Raw genomic sequence first — 26,693 nt, 5'->3', positions numbered from 1 at the left:
TGCGGGCATGCTGATCGCGACGCTGATCATCACCACGGTCGCCATGATCCGGCGCCGGTCTGCCCGTCGATCCCCGCGCGTGAACCCCGCCGGGCACACCGCTCCCGGCCCGGTCGGGCGAGCGCTGCGACGGCCGGTGCCGGCGGCCGCCACGGTCGTCGCACTGCTGGGCGTCGTAGTTGCCGCGGGTGCGCTCGCCCAGTGCTGACCCGGCCCCGAAGTACGGCGGCCCGGCCCGGTTCGCTAGACAGGACACGTGACTGCACAGCACCCTTTCCGGTTCGGTGTCAACATGGTGGTCCCCGAATCACGTTCGGGTTGGATCGAAAAGTGCCGTCGGGCAGAAGAACTCGGCTTCGACGTGGTGGGTGTCGCCGATCATCTCGGCCTGCCCGCGCCGTTCCCCGCGTTGATCCTGGCCGCCGAGGCGACCGAGCGGGTGCGGTTGAACACCTTCGTGCTCAACACCGCGTTCTACAACCCGGTGTTGCTGGCCCGCGACGTGGCCGGCGCCGATCAGTTCACCGACGGGCGGGTGGAACTCGGGCTCGGCGCGGGCTATGTGCAGGCCGAGTTCGAGGCCGCGGGCATCCCGTTCGAGAGCGGGAGCAAGCGCGTCGAGCACTTGGAGCAGACGGTGATCACCCTGCGCAGGCTGTTCGCCGATCCGGAGTATCAGCCGCAGCCCGCGCAGCCGTCGGGGCCGCCTGTCCTCATCGGCGGATGGGGTGATCGTCTGCTCGGCGTCGCCGCGCGGCACGCCGACATCATCGCCTTCACCGGCGCGGCGGCCGCGCGCAACGGCGGGCCGCTGCAGATGGCCGGGCTCGCCGAGATCGAGGAGCGCGTCGCCTATGTGGGGCAACTGCTCGGTCCACGGCTGGACAAGGTCGAGTTCAACATCCTCGTGCAGCGGGTGGTGCCGCCGCGCGAACGCGCGAGCGTGCTGGAACTCTTCGGTCCGGCGCTGCCGCCGGACGTCGCCGACTCCCCGGAGGAGCACCCGCTCCTGCTGATGGGCACGCCCGAGGAGATGGCCGACCGCCTGCGCGACCGGCGCGATCGCTACGGCATCAGCTACGTCACCGTCCTCGAGGACAGCATGGAGAAACTCGCCCCGGTCATCGAGTTGCTGCGCTGAGCCGCCGGGTGCGGGTCAGGGCAGCGGATCGATGATGACGCGCGGATCGATCTGCCGGAGCCGTCTCGGACGGCTGGTCAGGCAGGGCCAGGTGCGGGCGACCGCTTCGCGGGTGACATGCCCCGCGGCCGCCAGGATGTCATCGCCGAATGCCGGCAGCGGCGGGCCGGTGCGGTCGAACGTCGGGACGACGGTGTGCGGCAAGCCGACCAGCACGGCCAGGATATCGAGCCGGTCGGCCGGGATGTGCGTGCGCGCCGCCGCGAGCACGGTGCTCGGAACGACGATGGTGCTTCCCGCCTCGACCGTCGCCCAGACGACCGCCTGGGCGTAGTTGGCGCGGTTGGCGAACGCGACGACCGCCGCGGCATCGAAGACGACACCGCCGAGGGCCCGGGAGGTCACGCCGCGCCGGCGAGCCGTGCGCGCGCCTCCTCCCCGGATAGTAGCGGGGGCATCGGCACGGCGTGGCCGGGCAGCGTGCGGATGGCCTTTCGCGGTCTGTGCTCCCGAAGCGGCGGCATGCCACGACTCTAGCCGGGTGCGTCCTCGGGACCGAGGATCACGCGGGCTTGTGCCACAACAGTGTGTAGCGCCACATGAGCCGCCGCCGTACGCGCGCGCCGGGCAGGAGTTCGGCTGCGGTGGAACGGATTTCGGCGAATCCGTCGATGGGGTCGCGCGTTCGCGCATTCGGCCCGCCGACACGGTGGGAAAGGTGGATCGCCCAGATGAGCGGGAACAGCGGGAAGTAGTGGAAGTCCGTGCGCGGCGACATCTTCCACAAGCCGACCACGGCGAGCACGCCACCAGGTGCGACCAGACGGCGCAGCGCCGTGAGCCCCGCCCGCAGGGGAACGTGGTGCAGCGTGGCCACGGTGGTGACGACATCGAACGAGCCCGCGTAGTCGAGGAAGTCGGCCTGTTCGAGGGACACCCCCGCCACGGCGGGCGCTCGGGCGATGATGGCGGGGTCGACGTCGATTCCGGTGACCGTCAGCCCGCGTCCGGCCAGCTTGCCCGCCAGCAAGCCGTCCCCGCAGCCGATGTCGAGGGCGGTGCGCGCCGAGCGTGGCACCTGCTTCAACAACCAAGGGTGGTAGTGAGTGTTGTGATTCCAGTAGGGATCATCGCGCACGCTGTCACTGTAGTGCGGTGGTCAGCCGGAGGGCTCCGTGACCGTGAACCGCTGAGCGCCGGTCACTCGGAGCAGTTCCAGGGCCGACGCTTCCTTGCTGCCGGGCGCCGCCGAATAGACGACGACGGCTTGGTCGGTGTCCGGGACGAGCAGGGTGTCGCAGTCCAACCGCAAGCAGCCCAGCTCCGGATGATCGATCGTCTTGGTCGCGCTACGCCACTGACCGGATCGTCGCGCGTTCCACAGCTGCTCGAAGCGTGGACTGCGCGAGCGCAATTCGGAAACCAATCGCAGCAGTCCGGGATCGTCGGGGTAGCGGGCGCGGGCGCTGCGCAGACTGGCGACCGAGAAAGCGGCGGCATTGTCCGCCTCGGCGGGTGTCATCATCACCCGTCCGGGCTCGGTGCCGAGGAAGCGCTGCCAGATGATGTTGCGCTGGGCGGGCGGCCACGCGGAGAAATCGCCGAGCAGCGCGATCGCCATCGGATTCCAGGCCAGCAGATCGGCTTTCGCCGACAGCACCAGCGCGGGCAGATCCGCCATCCGGTCCAGCAGACGCAAGACGCTGGGCCGCACCACCATGTCGATCCGGCCTGCCTGCGGAAGCGCCGCGCCCGCGAGCTGGAACAGCAGTGCGCGGTCCTCGTCGTTGAGCCGCAGCGCGCGGGCGAGCGCGGCCAGCACCGAGCTGGACGGCCGGGGGCCGCGCCCCTGCTCCAGCCGCACCACGTAGTCCACGCTGACCCCCGCGAGCTGCGCGACCTCCTCGCGTCGTAATCCCGGCACCTGCCTGCGCGCGCCCGCGGGCAGCCCGACATCCACCGGACGCACCCGGTCACGCGCCTGCCGCAGCAGGGCGGCCAGCTCGGTTCGATCCACATCCCGATCATGCCGCAGCGGTTCGGTGCGGGGGTGGGATCGCTGCTCCCAGGAGATGGCATCCCTGGCGCGGGGTTGCCGGAACCGTGACGCTGGCTCCGTGAACGACACGACTACGGCCCTGGTGACCGGGGCGAACAAGGGCTTGGGACGCGAAACTGTCCGTAGGCTGGCGGATTTGGACTGGCGGGTGTTCCTGGCCGCTCGCGACGAGAAGCTGGGCGAGGCGGCCGCGGCGGAGTTGACCGCGACGGGGGTGTCGGTCGAGTTCGTCCCGCTCGACGTCACCTCCGCCGCATCGATCGCGGCTGCGGCCGAATACGTCCGCCAGCGCACCGCGCGGCTGGACGTGCTGGTCAACAACGCGGGTATCGGGGGCACCAGGAAGACGCCTGATCTCGTCGATGCCGCGGACATGCGCGCGGTGTTCGAGACCAACGTCTTCGGTCCGGTGCAGGTGACGAACGCGTTCCTGCCGCTGTTGCGGGCCGCGGCTCAGCCGCGGATCGTGATGGTCTCCAGCGGTATCGGCTCGCTGGCGCGGACCTCCGACCCGAGCCGGATCGAATCCACGTTGCTCGGCCTGCCGTATCCGGCGTCGAAGACGGCGCTGAACATGATCACCTCGCAGTACTCTCGGGCACTGCCCGGCTTCCAGGTCAACGCCGCCGACCCCGGCTACACCGCCACGGACCTGAACGGGCACTCCGGCTTCCAGACCGTCACCGAGGGGACCGACGCGATCGTGGGGCTGGCCACGCTTCCGCAGGACGGGCCGACCGGCGGCTTCTTCGACCGCGTCGGGCCGGTCCCGTGGTGAGCCGCCGACGGGACCGGCGGCCGGGTCGCTGGGGCGCGTGCGCATCGAGCGATGCCACGTGCGGTCACGGTGGAGCCGCTCTGGTCAGCGCGCGCCGCCGTTGACATACAGCGTCTGGCCGCTGACGTAGCTCGCCTCATCGCTGGCGAGGAACGCGATGACCGCCGCGACCTCTTCGGGCTGTCCCACCCGGCCCAGTGGCGTCCGGTCCGCGGCGGCCTTCTGGTGGTCTTCGGCCGTCAGGCCGACCCGGTGTGCGGTGGCGGCGGTCATGGCGGTGGCGATATAGCCGGGCGCCACCGCGTTCACCGTGATGCCGTAGGGCCCGAGTTCGAGCGCGAGCGTGGCGGTCAGCCCCTGGATGCCCGCCTTGGCGGCCGCGTAGTTGGCCTGCCCGCGATTGCCGAGCGCCGACCGGCTCGACAGCGAGACGATCCTGCCGTACCGCTGGGCCACCATGAACGTCTGCGCCACCTGCGCACAGTGGTAGGCGCCGGTCAGATTGACCGCGAGCACCGCGTTCCAGTCCTCCTCGGACAGGCGGAAGAACAGGTCGTCGCGCGTGATCCCCGCGTTGTTCACCAGAATCTGCGGGCTGCCCAGATCGGTGGCCACGCGATCGAAAACCTGCCGCACCGAGCCGCGGTCGGTGACGTCGCAGACATAACCGCGCGCCACGCCGCCCGCGGCGGTGATCCGCGCGGCGGTCTCGTCGGGCTCGTTGCGGTCCAGGACGGCCACGGCCGCGCCCTCGGCGGCGAGGCGCAGCGCGGTGGCCGCGCCGATGCCCTGAGCCGCGCCCGTGACGACCGCGACGCGGTCGGTGAAGCGGTGCATCGGAAGTTCTCCTGTCAGAACGCGGCGACGCCGGTCAGGGCGCGGCCGATGAGCAGTTTCTGGATCTGGCTCGTGCCCTCGTAGAGGGTCATCACCTTGGCATCGCGCAGATACTTGCCCACGGGGAACTCGTCGATGTAGCCGTAACCGCCGAACACCTGCACCGCGCGATCGGCCGCACGGACCGCGGCCTCGGAAGCGAACAGCTTCGCCTTCGACGACGCCAGCGCGAATTCTTCGCCGCGGTCGATGAGATCGGCGACCCGCCATACCAGCAGCCGCGCCGCGTCGACGTCCAGCGCGATGTCGGCGAGCAGTTCCTGCACCAGCTGGTGGGCCGCGATCGGCTTGCCGAACTGTTCCCGCTGGGTGGCGTAGCCGACGGCGGCGTCCAAACACGCCTGGGCCAGCCCGACACACCCCGCCGCGACCGACATGCGGCCTTTGGCCAGCGCTGCCATCGCCACGGTGAAGCCTTTGCCTTCGTCGTGCAGGCGGGCGCTGTCGGGTACGCGCACCCCGTCGAGGACGAGTTCGGCGGTGGCCTGGCCACGCAGCCCGAGCTTGCCGTGGATCTCGCGCGCGGCGAAGCCGGGGGAGTCGGTGGGGACGAGGAACGCGCTGATGCCCCGGTGTCCTTCGCCGCCGGTACGCGCGAACACCAGCGCCACATCGGCCCAGGTGCCGTTGGTGATGAACATCTTCGTGCCCGACAGCACCCAGTCCGCGCCGTCGCGCGTCGCGCGAGTGCGCAACTGGGCGGCATCGGATCCGGTGCCGGGCTCGGTGAGCCCGAAACAGCCGAGCGCCTCCCCCGTGACCAGCCGCGTGAGCCAGGTCTGCTTCTGCTCCTCGGTGCCGAAATGGTGGATCGACTTGGCGACCAAGCCGAGCGAGACCGAGACGATGCCGCGCACGGAGGAATCGCCCCGTCCCAGTTCCTCCAGGACCAGGCAATAGGTGAGGTGGTCGCCCGCGCTGCCGCCGTACTGCTCGGGGATGGTGAGCCCGAGGAAGCCCAGTTCACCGAGCCGGGCGACGATCGAACGGTCCACCTGTTCGTCGCGATCCCATCGCGCGGCGTGCGGCGCGATCTCCCGGTCGACGAAATCGGAAGCGAGCCGCCGTGCCGCCGTCTGCTCGCCGGACAGTTCGAGGTTCATGCGCAGTAGGCTAGCGACCGGTAAACTAACGGTGCAAGTTTTTGACACGAAGCGGCGATCCACCGCGGCACCACTGAGGTGGACTTGTCGGTGCGCCGGGCGAGGTTGTTTCGAGAAAGGGAGTTCGGCACCGGCCGGGGCGGTCCCGACAAGCCGACGTCGCGACCGGAGCGGCCTAAGCGGTGACCGCGCCGAACTCTGTCGCCAGCCAGGCGGGGAATTCGGTGAGATCGGCCAGCACCACGTCCGCGCCCGCCGCGCGCAGTTCGTCCGCCGTGCACGGCCCGGTGCTGACGCCGACCGCGAAGACGTCCGCGGCGCGTGCGCCGTTCATGTCGCCGACGTGATCGCCGACGAACAAACTCGCGCCCTGTTCGCGCAGCGTCGCCGCCTTGCCCGCCGACCACAGGTCACCCGCGAGATGATCGACGCGCCAACCGAGTTCGGCGATGTGCAGCTGCGCGAGCGGGGCGTGCTTGCCGGTGACCACGAGCACTCGGCCGTTGCGGGCCTCGACGGCCGCCAGCGCGGCCTGTGCGCCCGGCATCGGGGGGATGCTCGAGACAATCGTCGGATACAGCGCGCGATAGCGAGTCACCAGCGCCGGAACGAGATCCTCCGGCGCGCCCGCCTCGACGAGCAGGGTGGCCAGCGGCGGGCCGAGCCGATCGGCGAAGGTCGTCCCGCACAGCGGCAGATCGAATTCGACGCCGAGCAGGTCGATGGCGCGCGCGACGCCCGGCCGCGAGTCGATCAGCGTCATGTCCAAGTCGAAGCCCGCGGTCCAGGTCACCTGACCGACCCTAACCGCCCGTGCCGCGGCGTGCCGGTGCGGCTGTTGTGATTCACAACTCCGCCGCGCGAGTGGCGGGATCGTCCGAACTGTGGGTGTGGCCGTCGTGATCCACGTGGAACCGCCGATGCACTCGGTGCCGGGTAAGAGACTGTGCCGCTGGGAAATTCAGCAGCGAATGCAAGCCGGCGTCAGGTGTATCGCGGCGGCGCGGCGCGCTTGGCGTATCCGCTGACCGGGCTGATCTCCATCCGGTCGATCCCGCTCAGCGCCCCGATCCGCTCCGTGGTGTAGCGGAACAGGTCGTCGGCATCACGACAGACGACGCACACCAGCAGATTGTGCGGTCCGGTGATGACGCCGACGAACGCCGCCTCCGGATCGGCCGCCAGCGTGGTCGCGACGGCGAGCAGGTGGGCGGGGGAAACCGTGAGCCACAGCAGGCTCTGCACGGTGAACCCGAACAGCGCGGGATCGATCTCGACGTCGAAACCGAGCACCCGGGCGTGGCGCAGTTCCTCCACTCGCCGCCGCACGGCGGATTCCGACCGACCGACAGCTCGCGCCAGCCGTGGATACGCTGCCCGTCCATCGGCGGCAAGCGCGAGAAGCAACCGCCGATCCAGTTCGCTCGGCGCCACGGTCGCGGCCGGACCGGTGTGGGGTGTGCCGAGCGCCGCGCTCTGTTCGGCGGACAGCGCCGACATCCGTCCCCGCCAGCGTCGTCGCATGACGTGCCGCAGCACACGCTGGGCGTCCACCGCGCCGACTGCCGGATGGCGGGCCAGTTCGGGCAGGGGAGCGTCGCCGGGCACGCGGAACAGGCACGTCAGCTCGGTGCCGCCGCCGATGACGGTCACCCAGGCGGTATCGGCGCGGCGCGCCAGCGCGCGGGCCATGGCCGCGGTGGCATCCGGTCGGACGCGAAGACGGACCAGCCACTCGCTGTGGCCCACCCGGCCGGTGTCGGCGACCCCGGTCACCCGCAAACCGCCCGTGTCCAGCAGCCGCCGGTAGCGGCGGGCCAGCGTGCGCTCCGAGACGTCCAGCACCGGGGCGAGCCTGCTGAACGGCGCACGGCCGTCGAGCTGCAACGCGTGCAGCAGGCCTCGGTCGACGCCGTCCAAAGTGACCGAATCCACCACGTCAGCGTAGGTCAGTGCCGGAATCCGGCGAATCGTCCGTGCTGACGGGCGGCGCGGCGGGTGCCGCACGAGCATCGTCGGCATGCAGAAACCGATCGACGCCATCCACCACACCGGAATCCTGACCCGCGATCTGGACGGCTTGGAACGCCGCTACCTCGACCTCGGATTCACGCTGAGTCCCCGCTCGCGGCATCTGCTGAGCGCGCGACCCGGTGAACCGCCGACGCCGGGATGCACGGCCAACCGGTGCGCGCTGTTCGGCGGCTCCTACCTCGAGCTGCTCGGCATAGTGGACGAGTCCGCACCGGACCCCTGGCATACCAAGGCGATGGCCGACGAATACGAAGGTTTTCGTCTGCTCAACCTCGAGACCGGTGACGCCGAGTCGGCGCGGCGGCAACTCCTGGCCGCGGGCCTGCGCGCCACCGGTGTGCTCGACCTGGAGCGCGACGTCGAGACCGAGGACGGCGTGCGCACGGTCCGCGCGCGGGCGGTGCACGTGGACCCGAGTTCGACACCGGAGGCGCTGCTCGGCGTCGCCCAGCATCTCACCCGCGGCTACGTGCACCAGCCGCGCTACCTGTCGCACCCGAACGGCGCCGTTGCCATCGCCGCCGTGCTGATCGTCGTGGCCGATGCCGACTTCGACGCGGTCGTCGAACGCTACTCCCGCATTCTCGACGTCGCCGCCGTGCACAAGGCACCGCTGACCGTGCTGGAGATGGGCTCGGGCCGGCTGGAACTGGTGCGCGCGTCGCAGGTCGCCGCTGTGTTGCCGGGCGAACCGGCACCCGCACCGTCGTACCTGGCCGCCATGACCATCGCCGTGCGCGATCTCGCCGTCGCCCGCGAGGTCATCCGGAACGCGAATGTGCCGGTTCGTGAGACGGACGAGGGTTTCCACGTCTCCGCGCGCGACGCCTACGGCGCCGGACTGTTCTTCGTCGCGGGGTGAGTCAGGGGCCGGTCGGCGGAGCGCTGGGCGCGGTCTCGGCGAGGGTGGAGCGCTTGCGTCCGTATCCGAGGTAGACCGCGATGCCGACCAGGACCCACACACCGAATCGCACCCAGGTCAGGGCATCCAGCGTGGTCGCGAGCAGCACGCAGCCGATCAGCGCCAGCAGCGGAACCACGGGCACCAGCGGGGTGCGGAACGGGCGTTCGCGCTCGGGTTCGACCCTGCGCAGCACCAGCACGCCCACGCACACCACTGCGAACGCCGACAGCGCGCCGATGTTCACCAGTTCGACCACGATGTCGATCGGCAGCAGGCCCGCGATCGCCGCGCCGAGCGCTCCCAGCAGCAGCGTCAGGCGCACCGGGGTCGACCGTTTGCCCGTGGTCGCGAGGGAGTAGGGCAGCAGCCGGTCGCGGCACATCGCGAACATCAACCGCACCTGCGCGTACACGATCAGCAGCAGGCCCTTCGTCAGCGCGATGATCGAGGCGATCACGATGACGTCGCCGATCCAGCCGATGCGCACCGCCCCGAACGCGGTGGCGATCGGCGCGCTGTTGTTCAGTGTGGCGAACGGCACCATGCCGGTGAGCACGGCGCTGACCAGCGCGTAGAGCACGGTGGCGATGAGCACCGTGCCGATGATGGCGAACGGCACGTCGCGGCGCGGGTTGCGGGCCTCCTCCGCCGAGGCGGCGACCACGTCGAAACCGAGGAAGGCGAAGAACGCGATGGCGGCGCCGCCGATGATCCCGCCGACCCCGAACGGCGCGAACGGTGTCCAGTTGTCCACGCTCACGTGCGGGGCGCCGACGGCGATCACCAGCACCAGAACGCCGATGGTCACCGCGACCAGCGCCTTGGTGATGCGCGCGGTGAACGACACCTCCCCGACCAGCACCGCGACGACGGCGGCGACGATCAGCAAGGCGGGCAGGTTCACCACGCCGCCTTCGGCGGGTCCCGCGACGAGGGCATGCGGGATGGTGATGCCCAAGAGCGAGTCGAGTGCGGACACAGTGGTCGCGGACCAGCCGATCGCCACCGCGGCGCCGGCGATGACGAATTCCAGCAGCAGGTTCCAGCCCACCAGGAACGCCGGCGCTTCGCCGAGGGTCGCGTAGGTGTAGGTGTAGGCGCTGCCGGAGACCGGGACCATCGCCGCGAGTTCGCTGTAGCACAACGCCACCAGCACGCACACCGTTCCGGCCAGGGCGAACGACAGCACGATGGAGGGCCCGGCCTTCTCCGCGGCCGCAACACCGGTGATGACGAAGATTCCCGCGCCGACGATGGTGCCGACGCCCATGGCGGTGAGATCGAGCCTGCCGAGTCTGCGCGCCAGCGTGGGCGCGCCCGCCTCGGTCGCGGTGTCGGGCAGGCGGCGGCGCCAGCGCCGGGCTGAAGCGGTGGTCATGACTCCCTCGGAATGGTCCATCGGTCGCGGCCGGTGTGCCGGACCGATAGACCATTCTCGCCGCGTCGCAGCGCGTGGGAATAACTGGGGTGTTGCTCTCAGCTGCTGGATGACGTCGCGAAGGGCGTCGAGGCGGCCACGCGGGTGGTGCGGTTGGGATGGCGCCACAGGCCCTTGCGCTCCAGGATCGGCAGCACGCCCTCGCCGAACCAGTACGCCTCTTCCAGGTGCGGATAGCCGGAGAGGATGAAGTGGGTGATGCCGAGGCGCGCGTATTCGGCCAGCCGTTCGGCGACTTCGGCGTGCGAGCCGACCAGCGCGGTGCCCGCGCCGCCGCGGACCAGGCCCACGCCCGCCCAGAGGTTCGGCGCGATCTCCAGCCGATCGGTGCTGCCGCCGTGTAGTTCCAGCATGCGCCGCTGGCCTTCGGATTCGCTGCGCGCCAGATTGGCCTGCACCCGTTCGATGTCGGCGGGATCGATGCCGGCCAGCAGGCGGTCGGCCTCGGCCCAGGCCTGCTCGGAGGTGTCGCGGCTGATCACGTGAACGCGCAGGCCGTAGTCGAGGACGCGGCCGTGGTCCACCGCCAGACGCCGGATCCATTCCAGCTTCCTGCTCACCGCCAGCAGCGGCTCGCCCCAGGTCAGGTAGGTGTCGCTGTAGCGGGCCGCGACCGGGCCCGCCGGTTCGGAGGAACCGCCGAAGAACACCGGCGGCACCGGGTCCGGCCGGTTGCTCAGCAGAGCCCGATCGACCCGGATGTGTTCGCCCTCGAAGGTCACCGGCTCGGTGGAGTTCCACAGTTCGCGCACCACGTGCAGGAATTCGCCGGTGCGTGCGTAGCGCTGGGTCTTGTCCAGGAAGTCGCCGTAGGCCTGCTGCTCGTGCGGCTCGCCCCCGGTCACCACGTTGAGCAGCAACCTGCCCTTGGAGTGCCGCTGGAAAGTGGCCGCCATCTGCGCGGCGAGCGTCGGGCTGATCAGGCCGGGACGGAAGGCCACCAGGAACTTCAGCGTCTCGGTGGTCTCCACCATCATCGCGGTGGTCAGCCACGCGTCCTCGCACCACGCGCCGGTGGGGGTGAGTACGGCCTCGAAACCGTTGTCCTCGGCGGCGGCGCCGATCTGGTTCAGGTACCGCAGGCTGGCCGGTCGGTCGCCGGACATGAAGGTGCCGTGCCCGCCCGCGATCAGGCCGCGGGAATCGCCGTAGGTGGGGAGAAACCAGTGGAACGACAGACTCATACGAGCCAACTCCCTTCCGGGGACCGCGCCCGAGCCACCGTGGTGACCAGCGCGCACGCGAAGCCACCCGAACCGGCGCCGTAGCCATCACGGGCCCGCGGCGCCTCGGGTAGCGGGACAGATCGGGCGGTGCGCCTTGTGGGCGCGCCGCAGTGATCCATGCTGGGCGCTGGACCGGCCGAGGTCACGATTTGGAACCAGGCCGGTTTTTATTCCGGTGCCGATCCGTGTCACCATTCGGACTAGACGTAACCACGAATAACACGTAATCTGGCCTCAGCACGCACCCTCAGGTGTGCGAGGCGGACCGGACGAAACGAGTACCTCAATGACGCGGCATGTCGACGTAGTGATCATCGGCGCTGGGCTGTCCGGAATCGGCATGGCCTGCCATCTCACCAAAGAGCGGACCGGACGCAGTTACGCGATCCTGGAACGCAGAAGCGCCATCGGCGGCACCTGGGACCTGTTCCGTTACCCCGGCATCCGCTCCGATTCCGACATGTACACCTTCGGTTACGGCTTCCGGCCGTGGAACGGCACCAAGGTCCTCGCCGACGGCCCGCACATCCGCCAGTACATCGAGGAGACGGCGGCCGAGTACGGCGTCACCGAGCACATCCGCTTCGGCCGGAAGGTCACCACGGCCCGCTGGTCCAGCGAAAAGGCCACCTGGACGGTGGAGGCGCTCGACGAGCGGACCGGCGAGACCGAGATCTACACCAGCGACTTCCTCGTCGGCTGCACCGGCTACTACGACTACGACAACGGCTACCGGCCCGAGTTCCCCGGTGAGGAGGACTTCGGGGGCCAGATCGTGCACCCTCAGCACTGGCCCGAAGACCTCGACTACTCCGGCAAGCGTGTGGTGGTGATCGGCTCCGGCGCCACCGCGATCACGTTGATCCCGGCCATGAGCGACGCGGCGGCGCACGTCACCATGCTGCAACGCTCGCCGACCTACATCACCGCGCTGCCCGCCGACGACCCGGTGGCGGTGGGGATGAAAGCCGCCAAGGTGCCCGAGAAGCTCGCCTACCGAATCGGCCGGGCGCGCAACATCGCTCTGCAGCGCGCGAGCTTCCAACTGTCGCGCACCAACCCGGAGGCGGCCAAGAAACTGCTGCTGGCCGCCGTGCGAATGCAGGTCGGCCCCGGCATCGACATGCGGCATTTCACGCCGAACTACAACCCGTGGGACCAGCGGCTGTGCGTGGTGCCCAACGGTGACCTGTTCAAAGTGCTGCGCAGCGGCAAAGCCTCGATCGTCACCGACCGCATCGAGACCTTCACCCAGAACGGCATCCGCCTGGTCTCGGGTGAGGAACTGCCCGCCGACCTGGTCATCAGCGCCACCGGTCTGAGTGTGCAGATGCTCGGCGGCATGACACTGGAGATCGACGGCGAACCGGTGGTCACCCGCGAGCGAGTGGTCTACAAGGGCGCCATGCTCGACGGCGTGCCGAACGCGATGATGGTGCTCGGCTACACCAACGCGTCTTGGACGCTGAAAGCCGACCTGGCGGCCGAATACTTCTGCCGGGTGCTCAACCACATGAAGAGGAACGGTTTCACCCGGGTCGAGGCAGTCGCCACCGACCGCGACCGGGGCGCCGACTCGGTGATGGGCGGGGCGCTGACCTCCGGCTATATCCAGCGCGGTGACGCGGTGATGCCGCGCCAGGGCACCAACGGCCCGTGGCAGGTGATCAACAACTACTTCCGCGACCGCAAGCTGCTGCGCAAGGGCGCGCTCGAAGACGGGGTGCTGACCTTCAGCCGTGCCGAGAAGTCCGCCGTCACACGGCCGCTGGAAGGCACGCGCAGCGCCTGAGCGCCGCTGTGCGCCGCACCGCGGCGGGCACGACGAGGTGCCCGCCGCGGTTTCCCGGTCGGCGTCCTTTTGGAATCTCCCCGAAGACAACTATGGACATGAAATAGCGAATGCTCAACGATCGCTGCACTGCGACGCGATGGCGCGTCGGCGGATGTATCGAGGGAGAGTATGAGCGTGATAGCGCGCGGCAGATTTCTGATAGGCGCGATAGTCGCCACAACTGTGGCAATGCTTTCGACCGCGTGCGGTGGTGGTGAAGTCCGCACTTCCGGCGGCGTGCCGGTCTTGCGGTATCAAGGCTGGGCTTCGCAAGTCGTCATTCCCGAGCTCGCGGAGGATCTCGGCTTCTTCGACGGCAAAGTGAAGCTCGAATGGCAGGGCAATACCATCAGCGGCCCGCAGGACATCCAATCGGCGGCGACCGGGCAGGTCGACTTCGGTGGCGCGTTCGGGGGCGCGGTCGCCAAACTGGCGCAGGGCGGCGCGCCGATCACCGCGGTGGTGAATTACTACGGCTCCGATGAGAAGACGTTCACCGGATTCTATGTGCCCGACAACAGTCCGATCAGGACTCCGAAAGATCTGCTGGACAAGAAGATCGGCGTGAATACGCTGGGTGGTCAGTCCGAGGCGGATATCCACACCGCGCTGAAGAAGGCCGGATTCACCGAACAGCAGATCAAGTCGGTGCAGCTGGTCGTGCTGCCCCCGCCGAACACCGAGGACGCCGTGCGGCGCGGCCAGGTCGACGTCGCAGCGCTGAGCGGACAGTTCCAGCAGCGTGCGATCGCCAACGGCGGCCTGCGTCCGGTATTCACCGACTACGAAGAATTCGGCCCGTTCAACGGCGGCCAGTATGTATTCCGCAACGACTTCATCGCCAAGAATCCCGACAGTGTCCGGGCATTCGTCGACGGGGTCGCCAAGGCCATCGAGTGGCAGAAGACCACCCCTCGTGACCAGGTCGTCGCGAAGTTCACCGAAATCATCCAGAAGCGGAAGCGTTCGGGCGAGGACGCTGCGTCGGTGAAGTACTGGCTTTCGGTCGGGGTTCCCGCCGTCAACGGCGCGATCGTCGACGCCGACTTCCTGCGCTGGGAGGATTGGCTGCGCGATACCGGCGCGATCACCGGTTCGTTCGAGCCGTCGAAGTTCTACACCAACAAGTACAACTCGCAGGCTCCGAAGTAACCCGGCACCGCCGTCGCGGCGACGGCGAGGTCGAAGGCCGCCGTCGGCAACGGCACCACCTCCGCTCCCGCGACGCGCGCATCGGCATCCGGGCACCGCAGGCGCAGGCGCTCGGCCGGCGAGCGGCCGGGTTCCACGGCCGTGACCGAGGCTCCTGCCCGCAGCATCGGTTCGGTCGCCAGTCCGGTTCCTGCGCCGAGTTCCAGCACCCGCACGCCCCGACGCAGCAATCCGCGCTCGGTCGACCGCGACCACAGCGCGTCCGGGTAAGGCGGTCCGGCGCGGTCGTAGATCTCGGCGTGCGTTTCGAAGTGCAGCGGGTCGGCCATTGGAGCCAGCCTGGTGCGGTCCGATCCCGTGCTCAGGAATCCGCGGGATCCGGTGTGCGGACGGCGATTTCGCCACTCAGCGCGTAGTCGCCGGACAGTCGCAGCCCGTCTCCGCTCCAGAAGCGGCCCGGGTCGTACCAGTCGGGGCTGCGGTGCTGCGGCAACAGTCCCATCGCCTGGTAGGTCGCGGCGACGATTTCGGCGCAGTACGCGTTCTCCAGCTCACGGGTGGTCGATCGATTCGCCTTCCGGCGGGGGAGTCGGGCACGCCCACGCAGCCAGCGCCGTGCCAAGCCCGCGGTGGAGGGAAACGGAGTGCCGTCGAGCCGTGCGATGGCGCGCAGCGCGCCGTCCTCCATCTCCCGGGTCGCGGGCGGGTTCAACTGGCGCAACCACGCCTGCTGACCGTAGCGGTGCGCCCACACCAGCACGGCATCGCGCAGGTTGTGCAACTGGGCGCCGCGGTGCGCGGTGCCCGACCACATATCGGGCAGGGAGCGTCCCAGCTCCGCGTGCCAGATCAGCGCGGGCAGGTCATCGATCACGACGGACATGCCGACATGGTTCACCGGACTGTTCGTCGTCATGCGGATCACCCGGTCGGCCGTGGAATGGCCACGGAAAAGCCAGATGTCACCCGTCCTGGTGATCTCGACCGCCCGGTCGAGATCGATGCCCGTCCCCGTCATGGTCGTAGCCTATGCGGTATGAGGTGGTGGAAGGCAGTGGGATTGGCGGGTGTGGCCGGTGTGGTTGCGACCGGTGTCGTGGTGGTGCGCGCCGAGCGCCGCCGCCGTGCCTACACCCCCGACCAGGTACGCGAACAACTGCATGCCCGATTCGCCGAGGCGGCATCGGCGGTCGACGAAACCGGCGATGCGCGGCCGCAACCTGTGCCGGGTCTCGGCGAGCGTGTCCGGCGATTGTTCCTTCGCTGGTCACGACGGGAGAAGTAAGCGAGGCCCGTGCCCGGCGGTTCACCAGCTGATCGGGGCCATCGGTGTGAGGCCGAGTTCGGCGAGGGCGGCCGCGCCGCGGGCAGCGTGCTCGCCACCGGCCAGCACGGCGGTCCGCGCGGACTGGTAACGGCATCCGGCGGCGTCGAACGCGGCCGCCGTGGCGAGCAGCCGCGTTCGGTCACCGGCGTGCAGTGCCGCGGCTCGTTCCACGATGGCGCCCGCGATGGGGTTGCCGGCGACGATGGTCCTGGCCTCGGCTACGCGGTCGCCCGCATCGGGCGCCCCGGCGAGCACGGCGGCTTCGGCCCGCAACGCCACGTACCAGTGCAGCCAGATCCACGTGACCCATCTCCACACCTCGCCCGGATCGGAGGACATCCGATCCAGCGCCTCGCGCACCTGCCCGTGGTGGATCATGGCGAGTGCGTCGAAGACCGCGCCGTAGCCGTGCGTATGCCCCGGCGGCGTGCCGAGCCTGGTTATGACAGCGTCCCATTCGGCCCGAGCGTCGTGGTCGCCGCGTAAGTCGTGGATCATCGCCACACCCGCGACCGCCGGGCCGAGAAGCGACTGGACGGGGCTGCCGGCCCGATGCCACGACTCGAGGAACCGGATGCTGTTGGCGCGTATCTCCTCGACATTGCCAGCCAGCGCGTCGGTCACCAGCAGCCAGCTCGTCGCACGATGCCCGACCTCGGCGAGCAGCGGATGGTCGGCGAGTCGCTGCGCCCAACGCCGAGCGCCCCGCAGATCACCCGCGCCGAGTTCGGCTTCGGCGGCCTCGCCGAGCGCGTCGATCAGTTCATGGGCGCCGTCCGGAGAATGCGGGGTGGACCTCAGCAGCGCCATGCGGCCGCGCGCGACGGCGGCCGCGGCGAAAGTGTCACCGGCCAAGCTGTGCGCGCCCGCGAGCGTGTCGAGCGCCGCGGATCGGGCCAGCGGGTCACCTGTGCGTTCGGCGAGTTCGACCGCGCGTTGAGCGCACGCGATGGTCTCCGGTACGACGTTGCCGGATGACGACTGGGCGGTGAGCGCATCGGTGAGCGCTCGTCCGGCGTCGGCCAGCGCCACGGCGGCCTGGGCGGCCGGATCATCATCGGCGAGCCGCCGTGCCTCGGTGATGAGCGTGCTCGCCTCCTCCGGCGACAGAGGACGGACGAACTTGCTCGCGAACCGGTACGCGTTGGCGGCGGCGGTCGCCAGATCGCGGGCGGCGCAGGCGGAGTCGCCGGACTCCAGCGCGGCGTCGGCGGCCGCGCGGGTCAGGCGGTGCATATCGTCCCCTCGCATCTGGCATCCGGCCGCCGCGGCGGCGTGGCGCAGCATCGAAGCGGCGGCGGCCGAGTCCTCCGCGAGTGCGGCCGCCTGTTCGTAGCGCATCTGGGATTCGCCGATCAGATTGCGGGTGAAGCACAATTGCGCCAGGTGCTGCGCCGAGCGGAAGGCTTCCACGCGCTGGGCGGGCTGGTCGGCCGCCCATGCCAGCGCGGCGCGGAGATCATCGGCCATCGCGTCGAACCGTGCCCGCCAATCCGCTCCCACCACCGACAGTTCGGCGGCCTCGGCCAGGCACCAGCGCAGGTGCCCGGCCCGGATGTCGGCCAGCTCCCCGGCCTGCGCCAACTGCTCCATGCCGTACTGACGGATGGTTTCCAGGGCCCGGTAACCGGTCCCGCCCGGACGGGGCGTCACCGCCAGCAGACTCTGCTCGGCGAGCCGGGCCAATCCGTCCGCGACGACGGCTTTCTCCGACGCCGCGACCTGCGCCGCCGCCTCGACGGTGAACGAACCCATGAACACCGACACCCGGCGCAGGAGTACTCGATCCTCCGGCTCCAGCAGGGCGTGACTCCAGTCCAGCGCCGCGCGCACCGATCGGTGCCGGTCCTCGGCGCGCGGGCCCCCGGCCAGCATGCGCAGCTGATCGGAGAGCCCGGCTTCGAGACCATCCAACCCGAGCGTGGTCCAGCGGGCGGCGGCCAGCTCGATCGCCAGCGCCACGCCGTCGAGTCGCGCGCAGAAGGCGGCGACCTGGTCGCGAAGCGCGTGATTCGGCGGCCAGCCGCCGGCCGCGGCGCGGTCCATGAACAACGCGACCGCGTCGGAGTCGCCGTCGCCCGCCAACGACATCGGAGCGACCGTGTAGACCCGTTCGAACGGCACCATCAGCCGGGCCCGGCTGGTCGCCAGCACCGTCAATCGCGGGCACGTCGCGAGCAGCCGCTCGATGAACGGGGCCACCCCGTCCCGCACGTGCTCGCAGTTGTCCAGCACCAGCAGGACGTGCCGGTCGGCCAGCGCGGCGGGCACCGACTCGTCCATGCCGCGGCCGGGCTGTTCGCCGAGGCCGAGGGCGAGGGCGACCGTACCGGCGACCACGCGGGTATCCGCGGCCGCGACCGGTACCAGGTCGACGAACCAGACCCCGTCGGAGTATTCGGCGGCCATGTCCGCGGCGACGGCCAGCGCGAGCCGGGTCTTGCCGACTCCGCCGGGGCCGACCGCGGTCACCTGCCGGTGCGCGCGGATCATCTCGGTCAGCTCGGCGCGCTCCCGGCCACGGCCGATGAAGGAGGTCAGCGGCGTCGGCAGCACCGGCGCCGGGTGCGGCCGGTCGGCGGGAGCGGAATCGGACGCGCGCTGGGCCAGCGCGCGGCGATCGGGCACGTCCAGCTTGCGCAGCAGCGAGGAGACATGGCTTTCCACGGTGCGCACGGAGATGAACAGTCGCGCCCCGATTTCCGCGTTGCTGAGATGGTCCCCTACCAGCGCCAGCACCTCGGCTTCCCGAGCCGAGATCTCCACTGTCGCCGCCATGGCGGCAATTCTGCCCTATCGCGTCATCTTCGAACTCTGCGGTCTGTTTCCGTGGTGGTGGGTGCCGCGGCCGTGGGCGGTCCGTGCGCGATCAGTGGACGGTTCCGTGGTCACCACGGATGTGGGTTGCCTGTGCCGGGAGAGAAGCTGTGAACACGTCCGGTTCGCCCGACAGAACGGGCACCACGAGGACGACCAGACCGACGAATTCAGGAGTGATCATGACCAGCTCTTCCACCCAGGGCATCAAGACCGTGCTGCATCCGGTGTCCGATCTGGCGGCGGCCAAGGCGCTGTTCACCGCCCTGCTCGGCACCGAGCCGCAGACCGACTCGCCCTACTACGTCGGTTTCGAGGCCGAGGGGCAGCACATCGGGCTGGTGCCGAACGGCGGACCGCAGGGCATGACCGCGCCGGTGGCGTACTGGCACGTGCCGGACATCGAGGCGAAGCTGGCGGAACTGACCGCCGCGGGCGCCACCGTGGCCGAGTCGGCGCACGACGTCGGCGGCGGCCGCCTGGTGGCCACCGTCACCGACACCGACGGCCACGTCCTCGGGTTGATCCAGGACCGATGAGCAGCGTGACCAGCATCCAATCCACCCCCTCCGAAACGAAAGAGACCAGACTCATGACTACGCAGAAGTCCGCCACCCGCACCGGCGCCGAGACGAAGACCGCGGTGAAGTTCACCGACGAGGAACGCGCCGCGATGAAAGAGCACGCCCAGGAGCTGAAGACGGCCGCGCGCCGCGGTTCGCGCGCGACGAAGGCGGACGGGGAGCAGGACGTGCTCGCCAAGATCGCCGGGATGGCCGAATCCGATCGCGTCATGGCCGAGCGGTTGCACGCCGTCGTCCGAGCCAGCGCTCCGGAACTGTCGCCCAAGCTGTGGTACGGCATGCCCGCCTACGCCAAGGACGGCAAGGTCGTGTGCTTCTTCCAAAGCGCGGAGAAGTTCAAGTCGCGGTACGCGACCTTCGGTTTCAACGACCTCGCCGACCTCGACGACGGCGCCATGTGGCCGACGTACTTCGCGCTCACGAAGGTGACCGCCGTCGAGGAGGCGAGGATCGGTGAACTGGTGCGCAAGGCGGTGGGCTGAGCGCCCTCAGGTCACGATCCGAAGCGGATGTTCCAGCAGGTCTTTCAGCTCTTGCAGGAACCGCGCGGCCACGGCTCCGTCGATGGCGCGGTGGTCGGCGGACATGGTGACCCGCAGTATCTTGCGGGTCACCACCTGGCCGTCGTCCAGCCGCAGCTCGTCGGTGGCCGCGCCGACGGCGAGGATGGCGGCCTCCGGCGGATTGATGACGGCGGTGAAGTGCTCGATGCCGAACATGCCCAGGTTGGAGATGGTGAAAGTGCCGCCGCTCATCTCGTCGCTGCGCAGTTTGCGCTCGCGGGCGCGTTCGGCTTTGTCGCGACTGTCTGCGGCGATCTCCGACACGCTCTTGCGATCGGCGTCGCGCAGCACGGGGACGAGAAGGCCTGCCGGTGTCGCGACCGCCATGCCGAGATGGATTCCGCGGTGGCGCAACAGTTTGTCACCCGCGAAGGAGACATTGACCGAAGGGTTGCTCCGCAGCGTCACCGCGACGGCCTTCAACAGCAGGTCGTTCACGCTGACCTTCCCGCCTGCCTGCGCGAGCGTGGCGTTGACCTGTGCGCGGAAGCCGAACAGTTCGGTCACATCGATCGCGGTGGTGAGATAGATGTGCGGCGCCTGCTGTTTGCTCTCGGTGAGCCGCGTGGCCGAGACCCGCTGAATGGTGGTCAGCGGAAGTTCCTCGTAGTCGCCTGGGGCCGGAGCCGGGGGCTCGGGCGAGGCGGCGGCTTCCCCCGGCTGTTCGAGTTCGCCTGTGCGTTGGGCGGATTCGACATCCTGCCGGATGACTCGTCCACCCGGGCCGGTGCCTGTGACGGTGGTGATGTCCACGCCGAGTTCATCGGCGATCTTGCGCGCCAGCGGCGACGCCTTCTTTCGCTCCGCCGTTGCCGGAGCGTCGGCGGTGGATTCGGGCACCACGCGGTTCGAGGCCGGCCCGGAGCCCTTCTCCGCAGCAGCTTGCTCGCCGGAGGCGGTCGCGGCCGGCGCGGGTGCGCTACCACCGGAGCCGCTCGCGGTGGTGCCGCTGCCGTCGCCGATGAGGCCGATCGGCGTGCCGATCGGCACCCGCGCGCCCTCCGCGGCGAGGATCTGCTCGAGGACGCCGCTGTCGTAGGCCTCGAGCTCCATCAGGGCTTTGTCTGTTTCGATTTCGGCGAGGATTTCGCCTCGCTCGACCGGATCGCCCACCTGCTTGAGCCAGGAGACGACGACGCCTTCCTCCATGGTGTCGGAGAGGCGGGGCATGGTGATTTCGGGCATGGATGCGTCCTCTGGTGTCTCAGCGTCGCTTGCCGACCGCCGCGAGGGTTTCCAGCGCGGCGGTGTACAGCGAGTCGGCCGACGGCAGGGCGAGCCGTTCGAGCGGCTTGGCGTAGGGGAGTGGCACCTCGGCCATGGCCACCCGGCGCACCGGGGCGTCCAGGTAGTCGAAGGCGCCGTCGGAGATGGAGGCCGCGACCTCGGCGCCGATGCCGTAGGTGAGCCAGTCGTCCTCGCCGATCACGGCGCAGCCGGTCTTGCGGACGGACGCGACGAGGGTGGCGCGGTCGAGCGGACGAAGGCTGCGCAGGTCGATGACCTCGGCCGAGAATCCGTCGGCGGCGAGTCGTTCGGCGACCTCGGTGCAGATCGTGGCCATGCGGGAGTAGCCGATGAGCGTGATGTCGGAGCCGGTTCTGGTGACCGCGGCCTTGCCGATCTCGGCGCTCGGAAGGTTTTCCGGCACTTCGCCTTTGGTGTTGTACAGCGACAGGTTCTCCAGGAACAGCACCGGATCGTCATCCTCGATGGCGGCTTTCAGCAGCGCCCGCGCGTCGGCCGGAGTGCTCGGCGCGACCACCTTCAAGCCCGGCACGAACGCGTAGTACAACTCCACGTTCTGCGAATGCGTCGCCCCCAGTTGCTGCCCGCCGCCGCCCGGAGTGCGGATGACCATGGGCACGCTGGTCTGCCCGCCGAACATGCCGTAGATCTTCGCGGCGTGATTGACGATCTGGTCCAGCGCCAGCAGCGAGAAGTTGATCGTCATGATCTCGACGACCGGGCGCAGTCCGAGCATGGCGGCGCCGATGGCCGCGCCGACGAAACCCTCCTCGGCGATCGGAGTGTCGCGCACCCGCTTCTCGCCGAATTCGGCCAGCAGTCCCGCGGTGATCTTGTAGGAGCCTTCGAAGACGCCGATCTCCTCCCCGATGAGGAAGACGTCGTCGTCGCGCCGCATCTCCTCCCGGAGGGTCTCGCGCAGCGCTTCGCGATAGGTCATGACAGCCACGGTGATGTCCTTAGGTGGTGAACAGCGGGTCGGCGGGCAGGCGGCGCGAATCGCCCGCCACGGGTGTCGCGTAGTTGTAGTCGAACAGGCTCGACGGCTCCGGATGGGGACTCGCGTCGGCGAATTCGACCGCCGCGGCGACCGCGGCCGTCACGTCCGCTTCGAGTTCGGCCACGGACCGATCGTCCAGCACACCGGCGGCGAGCAGTGCGTCGCGCCAGCGCACGATGGGATCGTTGCTCCTGGCGATCGCGACGGCGTCTTCGGTGCGGTATTTCGCCGGGTCGACCACGGAGTGGCCTTTGAGGCGGTGACTGACCGCTTCCAGCAGCGCGGGCTTCTTCTCGCGCCGGGCCGTTTCGATCAGCTCACCGGCCACATCGCGGACGGCGAGCACATCGGTGCCGTCGACACGCTCCCCGCGCATGCGATAGGCGGCGGCGCGCTTCCACAGATCCGGTTCGGCGCAGGAGCGTTCGACCGTGGTGCCCATCCCGGTCTGGTTGTTGATCACCAGGAACACCACCGGCAGATCCCACAGCGCCGCGATGTTCAGCGCCTCGTGGAACGCGCCGATGTTGGTCGTGCCCTCACCCATCTGGCACACCACCACGTCGTCCTCGCCGCGGTAGTCGATGGCCAGCGCCGCGCCGACGGCCAGCGGAACCTGGCCGCCGACAATGGCGTAACCGCCCAGCATGCGGGTCGCGGTGTCGTACATGTGCATGGAACCGCCCCAGCCCTTGGACGTTCCGGTGGCGCGGCCGTACAGCTCCGCCATGACCCGGCCGGGCTCGATGCCCTTGGCCAGCGCGTAACCGTGCTCGCGGTAGTTGGTGAACAGATAGTCGGTCGGGCGCATGGCCGCGCCGAGCCCGACCACGGTGGCTTCCTCACCCAGGTTGAGATGGCAGTAGCCGCCGATCTTCGCCTGCTGGTAGCTCTGCGCGGTGCGCTCCTCGAATCGGCGTACGAACAGCATGTCGCGGAACAGCCCGCGCAGGCTGTCCGAATCCTCCGCGGCGATGCGCGCGTCCACCGGAGCGGCGTCGTTCCGCGTCCGCGCGGGTACGGCGTGGTCGCCGGCGACCGGGGCGGAGGCGCGTGCGGCCGTCTTGCGGCTCGGTTTACGGGATGCGGTGCTGGTGGTCACGGCAGGCTCCTCAACGCTTCCGGGGCGGGATGTGCACGGGCAGGCCGAGTCCGGCCATGGCCGCCTCCATGCCGATCTCGCCGAGGGTGGGGTGGGCGTGGATGGTGTCGGCGAGTTCGTCGAGGGTCGCCTCCAGGGAGATGGCCAACGCGCCTTCGGTGATCAGGTCGCTGGCCGACGGGCCGATGATGTGCACCCCGAGCACTTCGCGATGACGCTGTCCGGCGACGATCTTCACGAAGCCCTCGGTTTCGCCGAAGGTCTTGGCCCGGCCCAGCGCCGCGAACGGGAACCGCGCGGTGACGACGTCGTGGCCCGCGGCGCGTGCCTTCGCCTCGGTGAGCCCGACGCTGGCGATCTCCGGGTGGGTGAAGGTGGCGGCCGGGATCGCGGAGTAGTCCAGGTGCGCCGAGTGACCGGCGATCACGTCCGCGGCGGTGAGTCCCTGATGGGAGGCGACGTGCGCGAGCAGGGCGCGCCCGGTGACATCACCGATGGCGTAGACGTGTTCTACGCCGGTGCGCAGCTGCTGGTCGACGGGGATGAAGCCGCGGGGGTCGGTGTCGATGCCCACGCGGTCCAAGCCCAGGTCGGCGGTGTTGGGACGGCGTCCGACGCCGACCAGCACCACGTCCGCGTCGAGGTCACCGGCGTGTTCGCCAGCGACGGTGACCCGCAGCGCGTCGGTCCGCGCGATGGCCTCGACGGTGCAGCCGGTGAGCACGGTGATGCCGCGCTTGGTGAACGACCGTTGCAGGGCGGCGCCGACGTCGGCGTCCTCCAGCGGCACCAGGGTGTCCTGTAGTTCGACGATGGTCACCCGGCTGCCGAAACTCGCGAACAGGCTGGCCCATTCCGCGCCGACCGCGCTGCCGCCGATGACGACCAGGCGTTCGGGCACCTCGGTCAGCCCGAACGCGCCGTCGGAGGTGATGACGCCCGGCAGGTCCGCGCCCGGAATCGCCAGCCGCGCCGGCACCGATCCGGTCGCGATGATCACATCGCTCGCGGTGATGGTCCGGGTGGCGGTGGCTGTGGGAGCGGCGGCGTAGCGGGGGCCGCCGGGGAAGATCGGCGACTGTCCCGCCTCGAAGACCTCGACGCTGGTCGGTCCGGTGAAACGGGCGTGTCCCTCGATCACCGTCACACCGTTCGCGGCGAGCAGGCTCGCCACACCGTCGGTGAGTTGCTTGACGATGCCGTCCTTGCGCTCACGCACCGCGGCGAAGTCATAGCGCACGTTGTCGGCGTAGACGCCGAAATCGGCTGCGGCCGCGACGGTCTGGAAGATCTCGGCGGACCGCAGCATCGCCTTGGTCGGAATGCAGCCCCAATTGAGGCACACGCCGCCGGGGCGCTCCTTCTCCACCAAGCCGACGCGCAAGCCGCGCTGGGCCGCGCGGATGGCGGCGACGTACCCGCCGGGGCCGCCGCCGACCACCAGTAGATCGAAATCCGGCACTCGTGGTGCTCCTCGTCCTCGATGATTCGATCCGCCTCCGGTTGTGGGGCGGATCATCGCTATCGAGTGTTGCCGTGGCGGAGTGCACAAACAATCACCACGAAGCCCAGTAGTGCACTCGCCCAATTGGGCGCAGCGCCCAACCTGCTCAGGCTCTCTCCGGTATCCGGACGAGGTCGAGGGCGGTCAGGGCCAGCGACAGTTCCACATAGCTGCGCTGGCCTTCGAGCGGACGCCCGAGCAGGGTCGAGACCCGGTGCAGGCGGTTGATGACGGTATTGCGGTGACAGTGCAACCGGCTCGCGGCGTGGGCCGCCGAGCAGTCGTGCGCCAACCATGCCGCGAGCGTGTCCAGCAACGTCACGCGCTCGGCGGCGGGCAGGGCGAGCACCGGACCGAGGGTGTGCGCGACGAGCATGTCGGTCAAATCGGTCGAACGCATCAGCAGCGCGTGTCGGAAGCGCTCGTGCAGCGGCACGAGCCCCGTCGCGTCGTCGGGCAAGGTCTGCAGGGTGAGCAGCGCCCAGCCGTGCGCGGTGCCGATCCGCGCCAAGCCGCCGACCGCGGGTGAGGCGCCCGCTCGGCCGCGCACGTGCGGTTCGATCCGGCGCAACACCGCGGCGACGTCGTGGCGCTCGACCGCTATCAACCCCACCGTCGAGTCGACGCGATCGTGCCACACCGATCGAATGCCGACCGCGGCCAAAGCGGCCTCCGTGCCGGTGTGCATCGCCTCGCCCGCGCCGCAGGCGACGACGACGAGATAGTCACTACCGGCAGGAAGGTTCAGCTCCCGGGCGGCGCGCGCGGCGAAGGTGGTGTCGTTCGCCCGGCCCGCGAGCAGGTCCTCGATCAGGGCGTGCCGACGGCGCTCGTCGCTGCGCAACTGCTCCAGTTCGGTATTGCGGTATGAGGTCACCAGCGCCGTGGACAGCCCATCGATCACGGCCCACAACGCGGTGCCCGCCGCGCGGATCTCGCCGGGAGCGAGGTCGTCCGCCTGGTCGAGCAGGGCTTCCCACACGATCCGTCCGCCGAGCCGGAAGGTGCGCAGCATGGCCTCCAGCGGCACACCCTGTTCGGCGCGGCGGCGGCCGATCGACGCGGCGACGTCGTCGTCGAGCGCGGTCGTCGGAGCGCCCAGCAGGTCGAGGATCCGGGTCACGTATCGGCGGCAGCCATCGACCAGATCCGCGCGGGCGACCCGCGAGTAGTCGGTCCATTCGGGGTTGTCGGTGAAGATCTCCGCGATCAGCCGATCGGTCAGGGCCGGGATCTCCGCGCGGCAGGCGGCCACCAGCGCCCGCGTGCAGGCGTCCGGAGTCGCCTTCTTCGATGTCGGCATGTCGCTCGGGGTCCTTCTGGTCGGCCGTTGCGCCACGACTGCGCGAGCGGTGGCGTACCACGACGGTATAGCCAGCGGAATGCCGCACCGGCGGCGACGCTCGGTCGGCCATCTACACGGCGGACGCCGTCGCACCGCGAAGCCGTACATCGACCACGCCGTCCGGTTATGACGGCGACCCCGTGCCGAGGCGAGGGTCGGGCGCCGGAGTAGTCGACATCGCGGAGTGGATCGATTATCTATACCGCGTATGCGGCAATAAACTGTCACTCGTGTCGAATCTACGGATCAGTGAAGCCGCCGCGTTGCTGGGCGTCAGCGACGACACGGTGCGTCGATGGATCGACCAACGCCGTCTGACCGCGATTCAGCTGGACAACGGCCGCAAGGGCGTCAGCGGCCGTGAGCTCGCCGAGTTCCTGCGGGCCAACGCCGAGGCGCCGGAGCCCGGTGTGACGGTCGCGGCGTCGGCCCGCAACCGGATGCGCGGAATCGTGACCCGGGTGGTGAAGGACACCGTGATGGCGCAGGTGGAGATGCAGGCCGGACCGTTCCGGCTGGTGTCGCTGCTGAGCCGGGAATCGGTGGACGAGCTCGGTTTGGAGGTCGGCAGCGTCGCTGTCGCGTCGGTGAAGTCCACGCACGTCGTCGTGGAAATACCGGAAAGTTGACGAGGTCG

At 69.7% G+C, this 26,693-nt stretch carries 27 protein-coding genes; 10 read left to right on the top strand and 17 right to left on the bottom strand.

Going from position 1 to position 26,693, the window contains the following annotated elements; genetic code table 11:
* The first annotated feature begins 7 nt into the window (after positions 1-7).
* Together U3653_RS18565 and U3653_RS18560 are read left to right on the top strand one after the other, a co-directional pair.
* A complete protein-coding gene (locus U3653_RS18565; protein ID WP_195081211.1) occupies positions 8-208 on the top strand; it encodes a hypothetical protein in 201 nt (66 codons plus the stop codon).
* A gap of 48 nt (positions 209-256) precedes the next feature.
* A complete protein-coding gene (locus U3653_RS18560; RefSeq protein ID WP_195081212.1) occupies positions 257-1,141 on the top strand; it encodes a TIGR03621 family F420-dependent LLM class oxidoreductase in 885 nt (294 codons plus the stop codon).
* 15 nt (positions 1,142-1,156) lie between these two features.
* On the opposite strand, the gene U3653_RS18555 is transcribed toward U3653_RS18560, so the two are convergent.
* From U3653_RS18555 to U3653_RS18545, 3 genes are all read right to left on the bottom strand, one after another.
* The gene (locus U3653_RS18555) at positions 1,157-1,546 is read right to left on the bottom strand and encodes a hypothetical protein (protein ID WP_195081213.1); all 390 of its coding nucleotides are present in this window, start codon (positions 1,544-1,546) and stop codon (positions 1,157-1,159) included.
* A 157-nt stretch (positions 1,547-1,703) separates the two neighbouring features.
* The gene (locus tag U3653_RS18550; RefSeq protein WP_195081214.1) at positions 1,704-2,279 is read right to left on the bottom strand and encodes a class I SAM-dependent methyltransferase; all 576 of its coding nucleotides are present in this window, start codon (positions 2,277-2,279) and stop codon (positions 1,704-1,706) included.
* A 21-nt stretch (positions 2,280-2,300) separates the two neighbouring features.
* Positions 2,301-3,158 carry a helix-turn-helix transcriptional regulator gene (locus U3653_RS18545; protein WP_195081215.1) on the bottom strand — a complete coding sequence of 286 codons (858 nt, stop codon included), beginning with the start codon at positions 3,156-3,158 and terminating at the stop codon, positions 2,301-2,303.
* 100 nt (positions 3,159-3,258) lie between these two features.
* On the opposite strand from U3653_RS18545, the gene U3653_RS18540 reads away from it, so the two are divergent.
* Complete coding sequence (locus tag U3653_RS18540; protein ID WP_323124267.1) at positions 3,259-3,978, top strand: SDR family NAD(P)-dependent oxidoreductase; 720 nt, start codon at positions 3,259-3,261, stop codon at positions 3,976-3,978.
* Between the two features lie 84 nt (positions 3,979-4,062).
* Here the strand turns inward: U3653_RS18540 and fabG are convergent, their stop codons facing one another.
* From fabG to U3653_RS18520, 4 genes are all read right to left on the bottom strand, one after another.
* A complete protein-coding gene (gene fabG / locus U3653_RS18535) occupies positions 4,063-4,815 on the bottom strand; it encodes a 3-oxoacyl-ACP reductase FabG (protein WP_195081217.1) in 753 nt (250 codons plus the stop codon).
* 14 nt (positions 4,816-4,829) lie between these two features.
* Positions 4,830-5,978, bottom strand: a complete 1,149-nt coding sequence (locus U3653_RS18530) for an acyl-CoA dehydrogenase family protein (RefSeq protein WP_195081218.1) — start codon at positions 5,976-5,978, stop codon at positions 4,830-4,832.
* Between the two features lie 175 nt (positions 5,979-6,153).
* Positions 6,154-6,771 (bottom strand): HAD family hydrolase, encoded by a 618-nt coding sequence (locus U3653_RS18525; RefSeq protein WP_195081219.1) that lies wholly within the window; start codon positions 6,769-6,771, stop codon positions 6,154-6,156.
* Between the two features lie 191 nt (positions 6,772-6,962).
* Positions 6,963-7,913, bottom strand: a complete 951-nt coding sequence (locus tag U3653_RS18520) for an Lrp/AsnC family transcriptional regulator (RefSeq protein WP_195081220.1) — start codon at positions 7,911-7,913, stop codon at positions 6,963-6,965.
* Positions 7,914-7,998: 85 nt separating this feature from the next.
* On the opposite strand from U3653_RS18520, the gene U3653_RS18515 reads away from it, so the two are divergent.
* On the top strand, positions 7,999-8,874 hold the full coding sequence (locus U3653_RS18515) for a VOC family protein (RefSeq protein WP_195081221.1): 876 nt from the start codon (positions 7,999-8,001) through the stop codon (positions 8,872-8,874).
* A gap of 1 nt (position 8,875) precedes the next feature.
* On the opposite strand, the gene U3653_RS18510 is transcribed toward U3653_RS18515, so the two are convergent.
* A complete protein-coding gene (locus U3653_RS18510; protein WP_195081222.1) occupies positions 8,876-10,294 on the bottom strand; it encodes an APC family permease in 1,419 nt (472 codons plus the stop codon).
* A 98-nt stretch (positions 10,295-10,392) separates the two neighbouring features.
* The gene (locus tag U3653_RS18505; RefSeq protein ID WP_195081223.1) at positions 10,393-11,538 is read right to left on the bottom strand and encodes an LLM class flavin-dependent oxidoreductase; all 1,146 of its coding nucleotides are present in this window, start codon (positions 11,536-11,538) and stop codon (positions 10,393-10,395) included.
* A gap of 328 nt (positions 11,539-11,866) precedes the next feature.
* On the opposite strand from U3653_RS18505, the gene U3653_RS18500 reads away from it, so the two are divergent.
* Positions 11,867-13,372: a flavin-containing monooxygenase gene (locus tag U3653_RS18500; RefSeq protein WP_195081224.1), complete on the top strand. Its 1,506-nt coding sequence runs from the start codon at positions 11,867-11,869 to the stop codon at positions 13,370-13,372.
* A gap of 231 nt (positions 13,373-13,603) precedes the next feature.
* Positions 13,604-14,566: an ABC transporter substrate-binding protein gene (locus tag U3653_RS18495; RefSeq protein WP_323124266.1), complete on the top strand. Its 963-nt coding sequence runs from the start codon at positions 13,604-13,606 to the stop codon at positions 14,564-14,566.
* Here U3653_RS18495 and U3653_RS18490 read toward each other — a convergent pair.
* Both U3653_RS18490 and U3653_RS18485 read right to left on the bottom strand, forming a co-directional pair.
* Positions 14,530-14,895, bottom strand: a complete 366-nt coding sequence (locus tag U3653_RS18490) for a class I SAM-dependent methyltransferase (RefSeq protein ID WP_195081226.1) — start codon at positions 14,893-14,895, stop codon at positions 14,530-14,532. The two genes, U3653_RS18495 and U3653_RS18490, sit on opposite strands and share 37 nt — an antisense overlap.
* Positions 14,896-14,927: 32 nt before the next feature.
* A complete protein-coding gene (locus U3653_RS18485) occupies positions 14,928-15,584 on the bottom strand; it encodes a hypothetical protein (RefSeq protein WP_195081227.1) in 657 nt (218 codons plus the stop codon).
* Between the two features lie 18 nt (positions 15,585-15,602).
* Between U3653_RS18485 and U3653_RS18480 the strand changes: the two genes are divergently transcribed.
* Positions 15,603-15,851 carry a hypothetical protein gene (locus U3653_RS18480; RefSeq protein ID WP_195081228.1) on the top strand — a complete coding sequence of 83 codons (249 nt, stop codon included), beginning with the start codon at positions 15,603-15,605 and terminating at the stop codon, positions 15,849-15,851.
* Between the two features lie 21 nt (positions 15,852-15,872).
* Here the strand turns inward: U3653_RS18480 and U3653_RS18475 are convergent, their stop codons facing one another.
* Positions 15,873-18,671, bottom strand: coding sequence for an ATP-binding protein (locus U3653_RS18475; RefSeq protein ID WP_195081229.1), 2,799 nt, complete (start codon positions 18,669-18,671; stop codon positions 15,873-15,875).
* A 221-nt stretch (positions 18,672-18,892) separates the two neighbouring features.
* On the opposite strand from U3653_RS18475, the gene U3653_RS18470 reads away from it, so the two are divergent.
* Both U3653_RS18470 and U3653_RS18465 read left to right on the top strand, forming a co-directional pair.
* Entirely contained in the window at positions 18,893-19,249 is a 357-nt protein-coding gene (locus tag U3653_RS18470) for a VOC family protein (protein WP_195081230.1), read from the top strand.
* Positions 19,250-19,302: 53 nt separating this feature from the next.
* Complete coding sequence (locus tag U3653_RS18465; protein WP_195081231.1) at positions 19,303-19,776, top strand: iron chaperone; 474 nt, start codon at positions 19,303-19,305, stop codon at positions 19,774-19,776.
* A 6-nt stretch (positions 19,777-19,782) separates the two neighbouring features.
* On the opposite strand, the gene U3653_RS18460 is transcribed toward U3653_RS18465, so the two are convergent.
* The 5 genes from U3653_RS18460 to U3653_RS18440 form a co-directional block, all read right to left on the bottom strand.
* A complete protein-coding gene (locus U3653_RS18460; protein WP_195081232.1) occupies positions 19,783-21,042 on the bottom strand; it encodes a dihydrolipoamide acetyltransferase family protein in 1,260 nt (419 codons plus the stop codon).
* Between the two features lie 19 nt (positions 21,043-21,061).
* Positions 21,062-22,045, bottom strand: a complete 984-nt coding sequence (locus U3653_RS18455; RefSeq protein WP_323124265.1) for an alpha-ketoacid dehydrogenase subunit beta — start codon at positions 22,043-22,045, stop codon at positions 21,062-21,064.
* Positions 22,046-22,064: 19 nt separating this feature from the next.
* Entirely contained in the window at positions 22,065-23,207 is a 1,143-nt protein-coding gene (pdhA, locus tag U3653_RS18450; RefSeq protein WP_195081234.1) for a pyruvate dehydrogenase (acetyl-transferring) E1 component subunit alpha, read from the bottom strand.
* A 10-nt stretch (positions 23,208-23,217) separates the two neighbouring features.
* Positions 23,218-24,669: a dihydrolipoyl dehydrogenase gene (lpdA, locus tag U3653_RS18445; RefSeq protein WP_195081235.1), complete on the bottom strand. Its 1,452-nt coding sequence runs from the start codon at positions 24,667-24,669 to the stop codon at positions 23,218-23,220.
* Positions 24,670-24,817: 148 nt separating this feature from the next.
* The gene (locus tag U3653_RS18440; protein WP_195081236.1) at positions 24,818-26,014 is read right to left on the bottom strand and encodes a PucR family transcriptional regulator; all 1,197 of its coding nucleotides are present in this window, start codon (positions 26,012-26,014) and stop codon (positions 24,818-24,820) included.
* A 272-nt stretch (positions 26,015-26,286) separates the two neighbouring features.
* On the opposite strand from U3653_RS18440, the gene U3653_RS18435 reads away from it, so the two are divergent.
* Positions 26,287-26,685, top strand: a complete 399-nt coding sequence (locus tag U3653_RS18435; RefSeq protein ID WP_195081237.1) for a TOBE domain-containing protein — start codon at positions 26,287-26,289, stop codon at positions 26,683-26,685.
* Positions 26,686-26,693: the final 8 nt, after the last annotated feature.

It is taken from the genome of Nocardia implantans (assembly GCF_035544775.1).
GTDB lineage: Bacteria > Actinomycetota > Actinomycetes > Mycobacteriales > Mycobacteriaceae > Nocardia > Nocardia implantans.
The sequence above is the reverse complement of the archived record's forward strand: the minus strand, read 5'-3'. Positions and strand labels throughout refer to the sequence as shown.

Coding starts and splice junctions, on each gene's coding strand:
- U3653_RS18565 (WP_195081211.1), top strand. CDS start 8: ATGCTGATCGCGACGCTGATCATCACCACGGTCGCCATGATCCGGCGC.
- fabG (WP_195081217.1), bottom strand. CDS start 4,815: ATGCACCGCTTCACCGACCGCGTCGCGGTCGTCACGGGCGCGGCTCAG.
- U3653_RS18530 (WP_195081218.1), bottom strand. CDS start 5,978: ATGAACCTCGAACTGTCCGGCGAGCAGACGGCGGCACGGCGGCTCGCT.
- U3653_RS18515 (WP_195081221.1), top strand. CDS start 7,999: ATGCAGAAACCGATCGACGCCATCCACCACACCGGAATCCTGACCCGC.
- U3653_RS18510 (WP_195081222.1), bottom strand. CDS start 10,294: ATGACCACCGCTTCAGCCCGGCGCTGGCGCCGCCGCCTGCCCGACACC.
- U3653_RS18505 (WP_195081223.1), bottom strand. CDS start 11,538: ATGAGTCTGTCGTTCCACTGGTTTCTCCCCACCTACGGCGATTCCCGC.
- U3653_RS18500 (WP_195081224.1), top strand. CDS start 11,867: ATGACGCGGCATGTCGACGTAGTGATCATCGGCGCTGGGCTGTCCGGA.
- U3653_RS18495 (WP_323124266.1), top strand. CDS start 13,604: ATGCTTTCGACCGCGTGCGGTGGTGGTGAAGTCCGCACTTCCGGCGGC.
- U3653_RS18490 (WP_195081226.1), bottom strand. CDS start 14,895: ATGGCCGACCCGCTGCACTTCGAAACGCACGCCGAGATCTACGACCGC.
- U3653_RS18485 (WP_195081227.1), bottom strand. CDS start 15,584: ATGACGGGGACGGGCATCGATCTCGACCGGGCGGTCGAGATCACCAGG.
- U3653_RS18480 (WP_195081228.1), top strand. CDS start 15,603: ATGAGGTGGTGGAAGGCAGTGGGATTGGCGGGTGTGGCCGGTGTGGTT.
- U3653_RS18475 (WP_195081229.1), bottom strand. CDS start 18,671: ATGGCGGCGACAGTGGAGATCTCGGCTCGGGAAGCCGAGGTGCTGGCG.
- U3653_RS18470 (WP_195081230.1), top strand. CDS start 18,893: ATGACCAGCTCTTCCACCCAGGGCATCAAGACCGTGCTGCATCCGGTG.
- U3653_RS18465 (WP_195081231.1), top strand. CDS start 19,303: ATGACTACGCAGAAGTCCGCCACCCGCACCGGCGCCGAGACGAAGACC.
- U3653_RS18460 (WP_195081232.1), bottom strand. CDS start 21,042: ATGCCCGAAATCACCATGCCCCGCCTCTCCGACACCATGGAGGAAGGC.
- U3653_RS18455 (WP_323124265.1), bottom strand. CDS start 22,045: ATGACCTATCGCGAAGCGCTGCGCGAGACCCTCCGGGAGGAGATGCGG.
- U3653_RS18440 (WP_195081236.1), bottom strand. CDS start 26,014: ATGCCGACATCGAAGAAGGCGACTCCGGACGCCTGCACGCGGGCGCTG.